Source organism: Spirosoma agri (assembly GCF_010747415.1).
Lineage (GTDB): Bacteria > Bacteroidota > Bacteroidia > Cytophagales > Spirosomataceae > Spirosoma > Spirosoma agri.
The window spans coordinates 2,122,121-2,138,312 of record NZ_JAAGNZ010000001.1 but is presented as its reverse complement, the minus strand read 5'-3'; the positions used below and the strand labels follow the sequence as shown (position 1 = coordinate 2,138,312).

Here is a 16,192-nt window from a genome sequence, read left to right as displayed (position 1 = left end):
GTTGTTTCAAGGCTTTTCCGTACCTATGATCAGATCAGTTTTCACTGCAACCGGGAGCTATATACCTGACGTTACCGTTCGTAACCAGGACTTCCTGACTGCACAGTTTTACACCAAAGAAGGAGCTGAAATCCCAACAAACTCAGCTCATACGTTAACAAAGTTTCAGGAAATTACCGGCATTTGCGAACGTCGATACGCCAGGCCGGAACAAAAGGCATCGGAGCTGGGCTTTCTGGCAGCCAGCGATGCCCTGACGAGTTCAGGTATTGACCCTGAAACACTCGATTACATCATCGTTGCGCATAACTTTGGCGACGTTGCTCACGGCAGTAACCGGGTCGATATGGTGCCTTCGCTGGCCTCGCGGATCAAAGCCCTGCTGCACATAAAAAATCCCGATACGATCGCCTACGATATGGCGTTTGGTTGCCCAGGCTGGCTGGAAGGGATCATTCAGGCCAATTACTATATCCGCTCCGGCGACGCCAAACGTTGTCTCGTTATCGGAACCGAAACGCTGTCACGGGTTATTGATCCGCATGATCGGGATTCAATGTTGTTCAGTGACGGAAGTGGTGCCGTTATTCTGGAAGCGTCTGATGATGAGCATACCGGCATTTTGTCGCATCATACCCAAACGCACGCCCACGATTACGCCACGCTCTTAAACATGAGCAAGTCCTACGCTCCCACTCAGGCGGACAGTGGGGACGTTTTCATGAAAATGAACGGCCGGAAACTGTATGAGTTTGCCCTCAATCAGGTGCCACTGGTGATAAAGAAAGCGCTGGACAAGGCCGGTATTTCCCTGTCACAAATCAACAAAGTGCTGATTCACCAGGCCAACGAGAAAATGGACGTGGCCATTCTGCAACGGCTTTACAAGCTCTATAATCTGGACAGTCCCGACCTGACACTGATGCCCATGACCATTTCATGGCTGGGTAATAGCTCAGTAGCAACCATTCCTACCCTGCTCGATCTGATTCAGAAAGGAAAGTTTGACGATCAGCAGATCAAACCGGGAGACAAAGTCGTGATTGCTTCCGTTGGGGCTGGCATGAATATCAACTCGGTCATTTACCAGTTCTAGAAACAGTCAAATCAGACGTACACGTTGCTCTCTTATTTTTCAGCAAAACCCCCTTTCGATCGGGAAGGGGGTTTTGCTTTTCTATAGTACACCAATTCAAAAAATAATATCCTTAAAATGTGATTTGTTTATACAGATCAGCCAGTTTTTAGCCATTCTCGACTGACTAGTTGAGCGACTACCTTATGCGTAAAACTTACTAGTAATTTCTAATTCAAATTTTATCGAGCAAAGCACAATCTACTGAACTATTGGAAACTAACACCATTCATAGATTAATTTATTAACAGAAAAACATATTTACGTAATACCTATACACTAAGTATATAACCTTAAAATTTTTTAATCGACAAAACGCCTTCAACTTGAATAACTTTACTTACCTTTATCACATATAAAGTAACATCAATATATAGCCCAAGTACTATGCAAAAAACTCTACTCCACACGTGTCTGTGTGCGGCTCTCGCTGGTAGCCTTTTTGTTTCGATAAAGACGGCATTGCCGGAGCGTACTCTATCCACGTTTCAAACGGCGGCTGCGCTACCGGGTCACGTTGAAGCCGAGAACTACGTGGCCATGCAGGGTATCCAGAAGGAAGGAACCAATGACGTTGGCGGAGGACAAAGCATCAGTCAGATCGACGATGGTGACTGGATAGACTACGCCGTTTCTGTGCCAACCACAGCCGTTTATACATTCCGGTTTCGGGTAGCCAATGGCTGGAGCGACAATGCAAAATTTGAGCTACGAACAGCTAATGGAACGGTTCTCAAAGCGGTCAGTGTACCCCGAACGGGTGGTTTACAGAACTGGGAAACCTTCAACGCAACGGTCCGCCTGACGGCTGGTACACAGACAATCCGCCTGTACGTTGTCACGGGAAACTGGAACTTCAACTGGTTTGAAGCAGCCAGCAGTCGCGCTCTGCCCGGCAAGCTGGAAGCCGAAACGTTCGACGTGGCAACGGATGTACGTCCGGAGGCAACCGCCGATACGGGCGGAGGGCTCAATGTCGGGTATATCGACGATAACGACTGGATGGACTATAATGTCAATGTAGCTTCGGCGGGTATCCACACCTTCCAGTTTCGGGTAGCGAACAGTTACGGTAACGGGCGAATCGAGATTCGGACGGAATCGGGCTCGGTACTGGGTAGCGTTGATGTACCCCGAACGGGCGGCTGGCAGAACTGGACAACGATAAGCACGACCGCGACCTTAACGGCAGGCAGTCAGGTGTTACGGCTATATGCGGTTCGTGGGACGTTCAATTTCAACTGGTTCAGTGTCGCTAAAGGGGGCATAGTGCTGTCGCCAGCCGTTATCACGTTCAACGCCTTACCAGACAAAACCGTTGACGATAGCGAATTTAGTCTGGTTGCGACCAGCACCAATACCTCGACGCCCATCACGTTTGCCTCATCGAACCCATCGGTCGTTTCCGTTTCCAACGGTTCAGGAGCCTGGAAAGCATCGATCGTAGGTGTAGGAACGGCGACCATCACGGCATCACAGGCGGCTTCGTCTGCTTATCTGGCGGCCTCTGACGTAGCTCGAACACAGACAATTAACGGGTCGACTACGATTTCGGCCAACAAAAAAATCCCAATCGACAGCAAACGCTGGTATCAGCTCAACAATGTAAGCAACGGTCTGGATGGGCTTTTCGACGGCATCACGGATGCAACCGTAGAAACCGGGTGGGGCAAAGTGCTTGCCAATTACGATGCGTATTATCCCCTGCTGGCTGGCGAATCAATGACGCTGGAAAGCATCCGGTTTTACGATTTCATGGGCACATTCACAGACAACCCCATGACGTTGTCGATCATTACGGATCAGTGGCAGCGCATTCCCATCGCCACCTTCACGGGAGAGCAATATGCGACCTGGGTTGGCCCGTACCCCAATCGGACAACGACCGGAAATGCCCAGTTCAAACTGGATCAGCCAATATCGAATGCCCGTTACCTAGTCATTAACACGTGGGGGGCCTTCCCAACCGAAATCGAGTTTTATGGTTCCTATGTAGCAGCCAGCCAGGCGCAAACAGCCGCTCCGGCTAAGTCGGTAAAGCTGAAGGATATGTTTGGGGTCAATGCCTACGAATGGAATTTTGAAGATGGCAATTCTCCCTGGATGATCAATGAAACGAAAATGAACATCGTGAAAAGTTTCTCTGGTGTCCGGCATTATATGGACTGGAATAAACTGGAATCGACCGAGGGCAACTACTCCTATAATCCAACCATGAGCGGTGGCTGGAACTACGATGCCATCTACGAACGCTGCAAAGCCGAAGGAATCGAGGTGCTGGCCTGCCTCAAAACCATTCCCGACTGGATGGTGGATACGTATCCGAATGATCAGCGCGATAGCGAAAATACCCCGCTGCGTTACGGAAAGGATTTTACGAACCCAGCTTCGTATCTGGAGCAGGCCAAAGTTGGCTTTCAATACATGGCCCGCTACGGTAACAATCCAAACGTAAATCCGGCGTTATTGAGCGTCAACTCGACCCCGCGCTGGACCGGAGATACGCCGAACTCGATCAAAGTCGGCCTCGGCCTGATCAACTACATCGAATGCGACAATGAACGCGACAAGTGGTGGAAAGGCCGTAAGGCATACCAGACCGCCCGCGAATATGCGGCTAACCTGTCGGCCTTTTATGACGGCCACAAGAATACGATGGGCGCGGGTGTTGGCGTCAAAAATGCAGATCCGAACGTAAAGGTGGTTATTGGCGGACTGGCGTCAGCATCCAGCGGTTCGGACTACCTCAAAGGCATGGTTGACTGGTGCAAACAGTACCGAGGCTACAAAGCCGACGGAACCGTGAATCTGTGCTGGGACATCGTTAACTACCACATGTATTCCGACAATACATCGTCGGCGCAGAGCGGGAACTCAACACGTGGGGCGGCTCCGGAAGTGACACCTATTGATAAGATAGCGCAGGATTTCCGGAAAACAGCCCACCAGCTGTCGTATGATATGCCGGTTTGGGTTACCGAAGCCGGCTTTGACATCAACCAGGGTAGCCCATTAAAGGCTATTCCCATCGGAAACAAATCCGCCTTGGAAACGCAGGGCGACTGGATTCTGCGGACTGCGCTGTTTTATGCTCGTCAGGGAATCGAGAAAGTGTTCTTCTATCAGCTTTACGACGATAACTCGTCGGGTGGTATGTTCGGTACATCCGGACTGGCCAATGGCGACAACACCACGCGTCGGCCCGCTGCCGATTATTTATACCAGACGGGTAAATTGTTCGGGGAATACGCCTACAAACAAACCCTCAACCAGAACCCAATCGTTGACCGGTATGAGCTCAGTGGGAAATCAGCCTATGCGCTGGTCGTTCCGGATGAAGTAGGTCGTACGGCGTCGTATACGCTGGATCTCGGCACCGCCACCCAGGCACGTATCTATCGCCCCAAAGCGGGCAGCAACGATATGGATATGGAAGTTGTCAGCACGAATCAGGGAAAACTGGCCCTCACGGTGACAGAAACTCCAATGTTTGTCATCGCCGGGAATGTAGCACCTAATGTCCGTGAAGCCGCGCCGATCGTCGAATCAAAAAGTCTGGATGAGGTTATCCGGGTTTACCCGAACCCAACTGCCGATTTTGTAACGATTCAGGCCGAGCGGTCGAACAGCGCCCCCATCTATGTCAACCTTTTCGATGCGGGTAGCGGCAGACTCCACCGCCAGATTAGCTTAACCAAAACCGGCGATCAGTTCTCATCAAAAATGGACTTGACCCAATTACCGACGGGTACGTACATTCTGGAGATCAAGCAGGATGGTGAGCGGGCAATGCGGAAAGTATTGAAGGTGAAATAGGTGTTTCCTGCCCCTCTCCCGTTTTGAGAGAGGGGCAGGAAACTCAACTGATTAGCGTACCAGCAAAACCCGGCCACTTCGGGCAAAATGACGTTCCTGATTTTGTCCGTTCAACACGCTGTAATCAACCGTCCAGGCATACACTCCCTGAAGGCAGGGTTGCCCCTGAAACGTGCCATCCCAATGCGTATCGGCCTGTTTACTCACAAACAGTACACTGCCCCATCGGTCATATACCCGAAATGAATACGCCGTAAACGTGCCGGGATGCATAACAACCAGTTTATCATTGACGGTGTCGCTGTTGGGCGAAAAAGCATCGGGAACGTAAATATCCTCCAGGTGACAATTCTGAATCGCAACGTTTATCGTGTCGCGGTACGTGCATCCGTTCAGGTTCGTTTCCAGCCAGTAGTTACCGGGTGCGTCGACAGTTAGTTGCCGGTTCGTGCTTTGATCGGACCACTGAATCGTAGTGCCAGCCGGAAGCGGTTCCGGAGCCCGCAACACCTGCGACGTTCCTTCGCAAAGCGCCAGATCATCACCTATGCTAAACGGCGCATCAGGACGCCCATTGACGATCAGCACATTCGACTCTGCCGAACACTGCGAACGACCAACCGCATTAGCGTTGATGGGCTGAGCGTTCCGTAGTCGGTAATACGTGCGGCCGGCGCGAACTGGATTGATGGTATACGTCGCCTGTCCTGATCCGGGCACGGCCGTCCAGTTAACATTGTCCTGACTCTGTTGCCACGAATAAACCGGATTTGGGTAGCCGGTAGCGGCCCCCACGCTTAGCGTCAGGCGAGTATCAGCACAAACCGTCGTTTCGGTAGCCGTTGAATTAGGAAACTGAATAGTCAGTGTAGGGTGGACCGGACGGAAACCAATGTCGTCAATTGCCAGATCGTTTCCGCAACCGCCAAGTCCTTTATTGATGAGTTTGACCACAACATCGTTTACGTTCGTCTGAATCGCGAACTGCATCGTAAGTTGCACCCAGACCGGCGTGGTCGTTCGGGGTACCGCCGGCTGAACAACTTCCCGGATGAGCGTACCATCGGTTTGCTCGATCCGCATGGCAATGATTGGATTCCGAAGGCTAAACTCATCACAAGGGCCTGGTTGCAGCACCTTGTTGATGTTCATTACCCACATCGAAAACTCATAAGTAACACCAGGGCATAGCCCTTCAGCTTTCTGGCTAAAAAACTCACTGGGCTGATACGATGCGTTCACGACAAACATATTGCCCCGCACGTCACCAGCCGTATGATCTTCCGTTACCCGGTGCCAGGCGTCGCCGTGACAACTGCTGGCAACAGTGTCCATTACATTGTACTCACCGTCGTTTGGACAGGGGATTGCCCGGTACGAAAAATTAGTTTGTCCCTGCGGCAGCTGACCGCGCGTACCCGTCCCGAATGTTTCACAGATAATAGCACCCGGACTACATTGCGCCAGGGCTGCGGTGTGGACTGTTATACTCAGCAGCAACAAAGGAACGATCCACCCTAAAAAGTTAGATTTGCACTGACGAACAAGCATAGCCAATGGTGTGATGAAAGCGTAAACTGATGGCCATTAGTCTGACAATCTGCCGTGTCGCAAGACCTTCAGCGAATAACCAACACAAAGGTAATGGCTCGACAGACTATTTATCCTATGTACAACCTACTCTTTACGATCAACGGTCACACCTACCGACCAATCAAGAATTCAGCGAAGTTTTGGTATCATGTGGCTCCTGAGCAACGAACATACTGCTCAGTCGCCGAAGTTCGTTGGCAATGCGCACGTATAAGGTACGCGAAAAAGAGCCGTCTTTCTCGAGTGTACGGGTGCCTGTCCAGGCGCGGGCCTTGGCCGACTTCACCTGCTTTACCGTACCGAACTGCATCAGATCAAAGCACATACGACCGTCCTCGCCCCTGATTTTTTTCATAACGTAGCCAACCTTCAGTCCGTATTCCCGAACGTAACCGATGCTGATGCCGTACGCGTTAAGATGCGGACGCTTCATGTGCCGGACTTCAGCAATGACATCTTTCATTGTTTCGAGTATCGATAGTTTCCACCGGGAAAATCCCTTTTCGGGCGTCGGTACGAACGAATAGCGACCGTACACGCAGATCACACCCGGCTGCTGCAGAACAGCCATCATCTCATTGATCCATTCTGGCGGATAGAGTCCATCGGCGTCAGCGGTCAGCAGGTACTTACCCCGTGCCTGTTCCAGACCCATCTGGCGGGCAGGTCCCCATCCCTGAATTGACTGAAATACGCTACGGATATGAAGTTTATCCAGCGTTTTCTGCGTGTCGTCGGTCGAATTATTGTTGACGACCACAATTTCGAAGGGTATATCCGTCTTTAGTTTAGCCAGCGAGGCAACACTACGCAGGATATTTACTTCTTCATTCCAGGCCGGAATGACAACGCTCACCACCGGATCTGGCCGTTGAACCGCATCCAGATCACGGTTGATACCCTCAAAAACCGATTCAGGAATAGCATCGAATGACGCATAAGGATAGTTGAACTCACTAATCCAATCAGGGGCTTTCAGAATGTTCATGCTGTACTTGTGTGAAGGTTGAAAACTAAGGGGGCTTGATCGGTTGAGTAAGAATTCAATATGCCTATAGGTGAAGATGGATAACAGATGGACGCCACTCAGGCAGATCAGCACGTAGACCAGTTCACCCGCGTTCGTATGGGGGAGCTTAATCAGCTTGAACACGATTAAATCCATGACGCCTAATACGATCGCATGATTCAGGTAGTAGGAGTATGAGAGTCTGCCCAGAAATTCCAGACGGTCACTCGCCAGAAATTTGGAAATGGCTCCCGTTTCCTGCGAAAAAGCTAGGATGACAAGCGCAAACAGCATGGGCATGAGCCAGCTCTCGGCATGGGTAAACGAACGGATCGATACAATGGTCAGCAAAAGCAGGGCTGCTTCGGTGAGTGAACTCTGCCAATAGCCGAAATCGGGCCCAAACCGGCGGCTGATCCGGTAGGTGACCATCCCGATCAGGAAACTATACAAGCACCGAATAAGGCCGTAGTTGTAATTGTAAACAATGCTGCCGTTGTGTTGTACGATGAACCAGGCCAGCAAACTGAACCCAAGTACACAGATAAGCAGTACGTTTTTCCGAAACAGCACCAGACACAGTGCCCAGATGATGTAGGTGTAAAATTCGACACTGATGCTCCAGCTCGGTCCGTTCCAGGTCACGCGGTCAAAAAAACCGAGCGACTGGGTTAGGGTGAGATTGGCCAGAAACGCAACGAATGTTTTGTCGGCGGCAAATACGGCATTAGACAGATGAACCACGTACCGATCAACGCCGAATCGGAAAATCTCAAAGGCCAGAACCAAGAGCAGCGTAAAAAGGTGTAATGGATAGAGCCGCTTGAATCGCTTGACGACAAACTGTTTTACGCTGGCGAAATCAGTAATTCTGCTGAAATTACTGTGGGTCATGACAAACCCCGACAGGACAAAGAAGAAGTCAACAAAAATATCACTCTTAGCAATGAAAACATTGCTGGCCAATAGATTGAGATGCTGCAAATGGAACAGAATGACCATAATGGCCGCCAGTCCACGAAATGTATCTACCGCCCGGAACCTCATGCCAAAACACGGTTGACAGCCGGTTTACCGACTAGCGATGTATACACGTCCAGCGTTTGATCAATGGATTTCTGAAGCGGAAAATCGGCCAGCCGTTTGAGCCCTTTCTCGACGAGCGCGGCTTTCAGCGTCGTACTGGTCAACATCAATTCTAGCTTATCGATCAGATCATCGATCTGGGTCGGTTCGAAGTAGGCAGCCGCATCGACGGCAACTTCCCGAAAACATTCGGTATCGCTGAGCAGAATAGGACAGTGCGCCTTGAACGCTTCCAGAATCGGCAACCCAAACCCTTCGTATAGGGAAGGATACACGAAAAACTGGGCATTCTGATACAGAAAATTCAGTTCTTCGTCGGTGGCGTTGATGTGCCGCACACGATCCGTTAGACCCAGCCGATCCAGAAATTCACGATCTGCAATTTCCAGCTTTCCCCCACCCGCCAGCACGACGTGCAGATCCGGAAAGCGACGGGCAATCTGCCGGAAAGCGTTCATAAACAGGTAGAAGTTTTTGTAGCCGCTCCGGTCGCCGACAAACAGAATGTAGGGCGGCAGGTTGTTAACCGGTTGAACCTGTAGCGGAGTCTCAATGTCGATGCCGTGGTAGATCACAGAAACTTTCGCTGGATCGACGTCAAAAAAACTGAGCATATCCTTTCGGGTCGTGTTCGAAATGGTTATGATCGAATCAGCCCGCTCGATGTTCAATCGTTTCTGGTACGTGAGCGGGTCCTGGGCCCAGAAGTATTCGGGCAATCGCTCGTAGGTCATGTCGTGAATCGTAATCACGAGCGGTTTTTTTACCAGATCGATAAAGTACGGATCGTAATACGTCGGATGAAAGACATCGAAGTCAGACTTTTCCAGCAGTCGTTTGCAATAGAGCTGATTGAGCCGGTAATCATACCGCTCGTTCCGGTTTAGAATCTTATCACTGACGGGGCCTTTGATGGGTAGAGACTCATTCTGAATGTAGTGGTTCTTGGCATGCAAAACGCCCAGCTTATACGTCATGCCGTCGGTACGCTTGATACCCTGTATGATGTTCGCGAAGTAACGGCTGATTCCTCCGTACTTCTGCGTACTGAATTTCTGGTGATCGATAAATACATTTAACATGGTGCGTCAGGCAATTAGAAAGGTGGGATCGGACAGGCTAAATAGAAAGCCAGGTAGCTGGCAATAAATCTTTTGTATTCCAGGTCGGCTGTTTTTTATACCAATTTTTAGGGGTGATCACCGTCTTGTCGGCGTTTGGATTGAGCCAGGCCCCCCACCAGCTGAATGAGCTGTTGGCAATAACATGGTGGCGGCACCGACTCATCAGCACCAGATCGGCTACATCACTATTGGGTCCGGTATTTTTAACGAAAACCGCGTCGGCAGGCAGCTTCAGGTTTTCCCGTACCCAGTCCTGATCGTCGCTAAAAATGAAGAAACGAGGCTCACTAACCTGCTCCCGAATCCGTTCCAGGGCCTGCTCATAGTAGGCAAGTCCCACGAAACCGAAAGTCTGGCTAAACTCCGGGTGATTCACGTAATCGCCCCGCCGGATGTGCACGGACACGGGAACCGACGTCGCCTTGATAAGCTGTTCGTACGAAGCAAATTCGGAGCTTGGCGTTGTAGCCAACGACAGTTCCTGCCTTATGGTCGCGGCACTTTCCCGGAAGTATTCCTCTGATTGCCAGAATCCATCGAGTGTAACGAAACGGGCCCGCGCCTGTACAACGCGCTCATCGAAATGAAAGTGTTTCTCTTTCAGGAATAGGAAAACCGGAGGCAGGCTACGATTCGGTAAGAGTTTTGTGGCTTTGGAAACGTACTCATACGGCGAATCCTGAAGCACGCGAAAGGGCACCGCAAAGTGTCCAAGTTTGAAGGCTCGTGGCGTATCAGTCTGATACGTATAGTTATAATAACTCAGGTCCACATACACAGCCGTCTTATTTCTCAGCGCCAGATGCCGGGCGGCTGCATACTGAAAAAGCTGATTTCCCAGGCCGCTGGTTATTCTGCTGATAATCATGGTGGCGTCGCAAGACGGGTTGAAACGATACTATACCAAGTTGACTATATAGTTAATAGAGAAGATATGTTACTATCCCTACCTTTCGAATCTAAAAATAATAAATTTATATATGTTACCAAAAATGTGGATACAAAAATTCGGTATTAATACCTAGCTGCTAAATGGCTTAGTACGTCTGCTCGATTGCGGGCGTGTAAAATGGTAGCACCCGATAGTTTGGGAAACAGATTTTCGTACTCATTGAAGTGATGTTCCATGCCCCAGTTCGGGTCTGACAGAATAATATTTGTTCCGCCGAAGCAACTAGCTAACGCTGCCGTACCACCATGCATGGAAATAAAATGGTCACTATTAGCGTAGACCATCAACTGCAAGTGGTTGTAATTGGTAACCACCGACGGGTGATATTGCTTGTATAGATCGTCCAGCAGAATCACATCGGGGTGGTTCTGCCGGAGCCACGCATGCTCATTCAACTGCATCGTTTCGCTGTTATCCTGAACGATCTGGGATGGCAATGGCCGGTTATAAACGATCTGGTATTTGGACCCGTAGGTACGGATAATGAGGTCAAGCGTTGGAATATCCAGGAAATTGATGGGCGGCTGATCCCACTCGATGTTGTATTTATTGGCAATGACCAGCAACGGTTTGTCGTACACGAAAATATCGTTGCGGTAATGCGCTTTGAACGGAACCTGCGCCCAGTTCCGGAAACTATAGGAATTGCTATGTGTCATGTTCGGCACGTCGTAGTGCGCGTATGACTCCGTCCACACACGTTTATCAAATCGCTCTTCGTGGTCAGGGCTGAAAAAGTAAAACTCGTTGGTATGCTTGGCCGAAATGGTTTTACTCAGTGTCCCGTTCAGGTAATGCCAGTAAGCAAAGGGTAACACATAACGCAGTTCCTGATCGAACTCGCCGTGGTAGCTGATCACTTTGTACTTCTTTTTCAGCACATAGTCACGGACGATATAACGCCCCTGAACCAGCTTGCAGTAGTAGTTGTCGCGCACAAAATACCCCAGATCCTTTCGGAGCTTGGGATACTTCAAACGGGCCACTACGTACAACGATTTCAGAATGAGCTTTTCTATACTAGGCATAAATCAGGCGGCTTTACCGAACGTTTTTAGCTCGGCGAGAGGGTATTTGTAGCGAATGGTCAGGCCGATGTAGATCAGGGCACCGATGGTAATCTGGACAATGGTGTTGACGACGTTGATCGAATCAGCGTAGGATTTGTAGAGTTCGATTGCACCAACCATGATCAGGCAAAACAGAATCGGTTTGGCAATATTCTGGCCAAATTCGCTCATGAACGGACCGATCAACGATTTAACAATCTGGAAATTGATGAGCAGATTCGATAGGGTCGCAATCAGGAACGCCGAAGCAATACCAATCACCCCCCAATATTGCGCCAACACGTAAACCAGCGGAATCTTGATAAACAGGGTCGCGATATTCAGGTAGAACAGCAGTTTTGGTTTACCCTTCGAAAAGGCCAGTGTGAACAGCGGATTACTCAAAAAGGTAAAAATGCTAACAAAGACAAAAATCCGGATTAGCACGATTGTCGGTTCCCAGCCTGGTCCGTAAAAAAGCGGTACGACACTATCCGCCGTGACGAACAAACCGGCCAGCAACGGCAAGTTCACGTAACTGAGCAAATCCAGAATGGTCAGATACGACTTTTTCAGTTCGTTGGTGTCGCCCTTGAAGCGCGCCAGAATCGGGTACGCAACCTGCAACACGATCGGGCTGAGTCGGGCAATCGGAAAAACCGCCAGCTGTGACGCCAGTGTGTAGTAACCCAGTGGTTTCACCCCCAGCATCCCTCCTACCAGAATGTTATCGGAATTCGCCTGAACAAAGCCAACGATGCCATCACCCACATTATAAAGGCCAAACCGCAGATGGTCTTTGATCAGGCTGAGGTCAAATGTCAGCACAGGTTTAAAGAGCTTTAGCCCGTAAATGATCTGGAGCGTCGACTTAGCGGCCTGCTGCGCCAGTTGACCAAAAATCAGCGATAACTCGGCGTATCCGTTATAGGCCAGGAAAATGGTAACGCAGGTTCCGACGATGGTGCCGGTAATATCGATGCTGGCTACCGACTTGAATTTCAGTTCTTTCTGTAATAGAAACAGATAAATCTGGCCGACGTAGACGATAATAAAGTACAGCGATGATAGCTTGATCACCTTCTCCAGCCGTGGTTCTTTATAATAGGCAACAACCAATGGCCAGCTAAAGAAAACGACAACACCAATGAGCAAGCCCAACGCCAGATTCAACAGATAGATCGTTGAGAGTACGTTCCGGTCCTCTTCCTGTTTATAAATAATAGAATTTGAGAAGCCGAGATTGGCGAAAATGCTGAAAAAGGCGATCAGAAGCGTACTGACGCTGACGATTCCGAACACCGACGGTTCCAGTAACCGGGCCAGAATGGCCACCTGACCAAACTGAAATACAGTGGAAATGGCGGTTGATGCGCTCATCCATTTCCCCCCACTTATGGCATCCTGTTTGTGACTCATTTAGCTTGCCGATCAAAAGCCGTTGCGTTTGGCGATGCTCCACTTGTTACCTCGTTCGGCTCTGAATACCGCTTCGTTCGTACAACCCCCTGCTCAATATCCACCACCGTCGGCGCATCAGTATCACTGCCTTGCACTTTATTGAGCGTAATCAGCACCGGATGCTTGGCCGCCTTGGTGTACAGATCAAACAATTGCTTATCCCGACGTCCCCAGAGTGTATGTACGGTCAGGATCAGAATCGACACGGCACTCCGATTGACCAGATGCAACGGAATCGGGCTACCGACCAGAGCGGGTATTTCCAGTATAATCTTCTCAAAACCACTCATCGCCATCGTGTCCTCACTCGTCAGTAAATCGCCGGGCTCCCGCACGTTCATGAAATTTGCGTGAAGATCATACGGAAAAAACGCAATGCCATCCTGTTCGAATTTTTTATCCGTATCCGTCACCCTTGGGTATAAATACGCAACGTGTTCGCCCGATTCAGCGTACAGCCGGACGAGGCCATGCGCAAACCAGGTTTTCCCCTGTTTAGCCCGCAAGCTGAACAACGTGACCAGCGGTGGATGGGCTGCCGTTCGCTGTTGCTCGATCTCGATATTAATGGCATTACCCAACTGTTCGAACATACTGATAGCGGCCCGGCTGGATCGGGAGTTGATCGCAAATTTTTTGACGGTCGGAAACACTGCCGTCACCGAGGTACCGATTCGCTGTTCGGCCTGTTCCAGCGAGTTGATGCGCTTATCGGCCCAGATGCGTAAAGCCGCCAATAGCAGGGCAATTACAAAACCGGCTCCGGCAGCGATGACGGTGAACATCATTCGTTTGGCCGGTTGTGGCGAAAAAGGGAACCCAGGTGAGTCCAGCACCGACAACGATCCGTCAATGGCAATGTCCTGCCGGTGCGTGGTTGCCTGATTGAGCGACTGAACCAGGCCGAGGTAATCTTTTTCGGCAACGGTCATGTCGCGGGTGAGTTGCCGCTGTTCAGATTCCAGCGGAGTAAATGCCGTCGACTCTTTCTGGTATTCATCCAGCCGTTTTTTCACCACAGCCATCCGGGCACCCGACTCCTCATATTCCAGCACCTTGGCCAGCCATTCATCGATAAGCTTCAGTTTGGGAACCGATTCGGATGTATTGTCAGCCGCGTAATAATTTTGGGCGATTTGTTTCAGCTCCGTTGATGCCTGATCGATCTTCGCCTGATAGCGGTCCAGAACAGGCTGAGGCTGGGCATTCGTGCGGGCATTGATCAGCTGCGTTTCTGCGGCTGTCAGTTCGGCTTGTTTGTCCGTGAGGGCCGTACTGATTTTAAGCAAACTTCCGCCCTGCGTCATTCGCTGATTGAGCGCGCTCATGGCCGCTTTGGCCGCCTGATTGCGCATGACTTCATCACTGTATTCTGCCACCAAAGCCTCACGGGTAGTCGACCGTGTTTTCAGTTCATCCTCAAAGTTGAGCACGTTGTGCTGCACGTTAAACGCCCGGAGCTTTGATTCGGCATCATCCAGTCGTTTTTTAGACTCCTTCGTTTTCGTTTCGTAATACGTGACAACGGGGTTCGCTTCGCCACTTTTCAACGAGGTGTATCGCTCGTTCAGTTCTTTTATTGCCAGCGCCAGCGTCTGCTGCGTAACCGCCGGGTCGTCACCTTCGTACTCCAGATCCAGCATGTCGCTGGCGCTTCTTCGGTTCGCTTTCAGCTTTTTGCCAATGTGCTCGGGCGAATAATCTGAATCAGCGTCCTGCATCAGATCTCGGATGGGATTATTGGTCTGACTCTGCGCCAGACTGTCGATCCGGCTGCGGGTGTAGGCAAGATCACCCGCCTTCAGCAACGACTGACGCAAACCGGCCGGAATGGCCTGTTGCAGCTTCTGGAAGCTAGTTACAGACAGTTGCTGGGGCGTCGGTTTGGTCAGTTGCAGGTGCTGGCTCAACATTGTAGCGCCGACGTTGTGGAGCGTTTGATTCGAGTTGAGGGTCGTCAGAATGTTATCAAAGGCATTACTAACCCCCGAGTAATCTGTTTGAAACCCTTCCTGGGTGGAACGGAGCGAGTAGCCAGACGTTAGGCCGGTATAGAGCGTTGCTTTGGTCTTATAGGTCTTTGCTTCATTTCGCATGAGGTAGAACACGGCCCCACCGGCCAGGCAGGGGAACACAATGAACCAAATAAGATGCTGTTTCAACAGCTGACCAATTCCTTGAAATAGCATAGGGTTAGCTGCGTTTCAGTTGATAAATAGGAACCCCGACAAACAGTTCAAGGGCATAAATATTCTTGATAAACTGGGTTTTAGCCTGTTCTACTGTCGATTTGGTTTCCGCGTAACGGTTACTGTTGAAAGCGTGCGTTTCGGGGGTAATCTTTCCCTTCTGCAACTCTACCTCGCCTATTCGGTATGCCGCCAGCGATGCCTGATCGTCACGCAACCGTATCTGCAATATTTTTTGAGCCAAAAGCAGGTCCTGATACATATTGAACAAGTCGCGCTTCAACTGGATTTCGGCAATCCGACGACGCTCTTTCGTTGCTTCGTAATTTGCTCTCGCCAGTCGAACCTGCTGTGGTCGACCGAATAGATCGTGCACACTGAACGCTACGTTTACCCCGGCCCGATAGCCATTGGAAATCTGGCCCAGCTGATCGGATGCGTTTGTACCCGTTGACAGAATAGCCTGATTACCAGTTGAGTAATTAGCGAATCCAGTTACGTTTTGCAGTACTTGCAGTTTGGACAGCTGAAATGCGGCCATCTGTGAGTTCGAGACAGCCCCTTCAAACTTAACCGATGGTGAATAGGCTAGCGCCAGCTTATAGATTTCATCAAACGGGATCAATTGCTGGGCAATATCCCGGTTGAAATCAAATGTCATACTATCGATAGGTGCCACGGTGGTCGCCGTTAGCGATGATTTTACCGCAGCGTTCGGCGTTGCTATTGCCTGTTGGCCGTAACTTGTCGTATGTCCTGCGAGCAACAAAACCAACCC

General features: G+C 50.3%; 10 protein-coding genes. 2 read left to right on the top strand and 8 right to left on the bottom strand.

From position 1 onward, the window contains the following. Positions 1 to 25: 25 nt before the first annotated feature. Both GK091_RS08745 and GK091_RS08740 read left to right on the top strand, forming a co-directional pair. On the top strand, positions 26 to 1,096 hold the full coding sequence (locus GK091_RS08745; RefSeq protein WP_164036413.1) for a 3-oxoacyl-ACP synthase III family protein: 1,071 nt from the start codon (positions 26 to 28) through the stop codon (positions 1,094 to 1,096). Between the two features lie 426 nt (positions 1,097 to 1,522). Continuing rightward, entirely contained in the window at positions 1,523 to 4,951 is a 3,429-nt protein-coding gene (locus GK091_RS08740) for a carbohydrate-binding protein (RefSeq protein ID WP_164036411.1), read from the top strand. 51 nt (positions 4,952 to 5,002) lie between these two features. On the opposite strand, the gene GK091_RS08735 is transcribed toward GK091_RS08740, so the two are convergent. The 8 genes from GK091_RS08735 to GK091_RS08695 all read right to left on the bottom strand — a co-directional run bounded on the left by GK091_RS08735 (position 5,003) and on the right by GK091_RS08695 (position 16,075). Further along, positions 5,003 to 6,502 (bottom strand): T9SS type B sorting domain-containing protein, encoded by a 1,500-nt coding sequence (locus tag GK091_RS08735; protein WP_164036410.1) that lies wholly within the window; start codon positions 6,500 to 6,502, stop codon positions 5,003 to 5,005. Between the two features lie 163 nt (positions 6,503 to 6,665). Then, positions 6,666 to 8,600, bottom strand: coding sequence for a glycosyltransferase (locus GK091_RS29545; RefSeq protein WP_246202178.1), 1,935 nt, complete (start codon positions 8,598 to 8,600; stop codon positions 6,666 to 6,668). Continuing rightward, positions 8,597 to 9,721 (bottom strand): glycosyltransferase family 4 protein, encoded by a 1,125-nt coding sequence (locus GK091_RS08720; protein ID WP_164036407.1) that lies wholly within the window; start codon positions 9,719 to 9,721, stop codon positions 8,597 to 8,599. Before GK091_RS08720 ends, GK091_RS29545 begins: the two co-directional genes overlap by 4 nt. A 37-nt stretch (positions 9,722 to 9,758) precedes the next feature. Then, the gene (locus GK091_RS08715) at positions 9,759 to 10,631 is read right to left on the bottom strand and encodes an alpha-1,2-fucosyltransferase (RefSeq protein ID WP_164036405.1); all 873 of its coding nucleotides are present in this window, start codon (positions 10,629 to 10,631) and stop codon (positions 9,759 to 9,761) included. A 146-nt stretch (positions 10,632 to 10,777) separates the two neighbouring features. Beyond that, complete coding sequence (locus GK091_RS08710) at positions 10,778 to 11,743, bottom strand: hypothetical protein (RefSeq protein ID WP_170312636.1); 966 nt, start codon at positions 11,741 to 11,743, stop codon at positions 10,778 to 10,780. Positions 11,744 to 11,746: 3 nt separating this feature from the next. After that, positions 11,747 to 13,183: an MOP flippase family protein gene (locus GK091_RS08705; RefSeq protein ID WP_164036403.1), complete on the bottom strand. Its 1,437-nt coding sequence runs from the start codon at positions 13,181 to 13,183 to the stop codon at positions 11,747 to 11,749. Next, on the bottom strand, positions 13,180 to 15,414 hold the full coding sequence (locus GK091_RS08700) for a GumC family protein (RefSeq protein ID WP_212592947.1): 2,235 nt from the start codon (positions 15,412 to 15,414) through the stop codon (positions 13,180 to 13,182). Before GK091_RS08700 ends, GK091_RS08705 begins: the two co-directional genes overlap by 4 nt. 4 nt (positions 15,415 to 15,418) lie before the next feature. Beyond that, the gene (locus GK091_RS08695) at positions 15,419 to 16,075 is read right to left on the bottom strand and encodes a TolC family protein (RefSeq protein ID WP_246202177.1); all 657 of its coding nucleotides are present in this window, start codon (positions 16,073 to 16,075) and stop codon (positions 15,419 to 15,421) included. Positions 16,076 to 16,192 lie beyond the last annotated feature (117 nt).

What these genes read in the sequence shown, in the direction of transcription:
- GK091_RS08745 (WP_164036413.1), top strand. Translation starts at nt 26, where the DNA reads ATGATCAGATCAGTTTTCACTGCAACCGGGAGCTATATACCTGACGTT.
- GK091_RS08740 (WP_164036411.1), top strand. Translation starts at nt 1,523, where the DNA reads ATGCAAAAAACTCTACTCCACACGTGTCTGTGTGCGGCTCTCGCTGGT.
- GK091_RS08735 (WP_164036410.1), bottom strand. Translation starts at nt 6,502, where the DNA reads ATGCTTGTTCGTCAGTGCAAATCTAACTTTTTAGGGTGGATCGTTCCT.
- GK091_RS29545 (WP_246202178.1), bottom strand. Translation starts at nt 8,600, where the DNA reads ATGAGGTTCCGGGCGGTAGATACATTTCGTGGACTGGCGGCCATTATG.
- GK091_RS08720 (WP_164036407.1), bottom strand. Translation starts at nt 9,721, where the DNA reads ATGTTAAATGTATTTATCGATCACCAGAAATTCAGTACGCAGAAGTAC.
- GK091_RS08715 (WP_164036405.1), bottom strand. Translation starts at nt 10,631, where the DNA reads ATGATTATCAGCAGAATAACCAGCGGCCTGGGAAATCAGCTTTTTCAG.
- GK091_RS08710 (WP_170312636.1), bottom strand. Translation starts at nt 11,743, where the DNA reads ATGCCTAGTATAGAAAAGCTCATTCTGAAATCGTTGTACGTAGTGGCC.
- GK091_RS08705 (WP_164036403.1), bottom strand. Translation starts at nt 13,183, where the DNA reads ATGAGTCACAAACAGGATGCCATAAGTGGGGGGAAATGGATGAGCGCA.
- GK091_RS08700 (WP_212592947.1), bottom strand. Translation starts at nt 15,414, where the DNA reads ATGCTATTTCAAGGAATTGGTCAGCTGTTGAAACAGCATCTTATTTGG.
- GK091_RS08695 (WP_246202177.1), bottom strand. Translation starts at nt 16,075, where the DNA reads ATGACATTTGATTTCAACCGGGATATTGCCCAGCAATTGATCCCGTTT.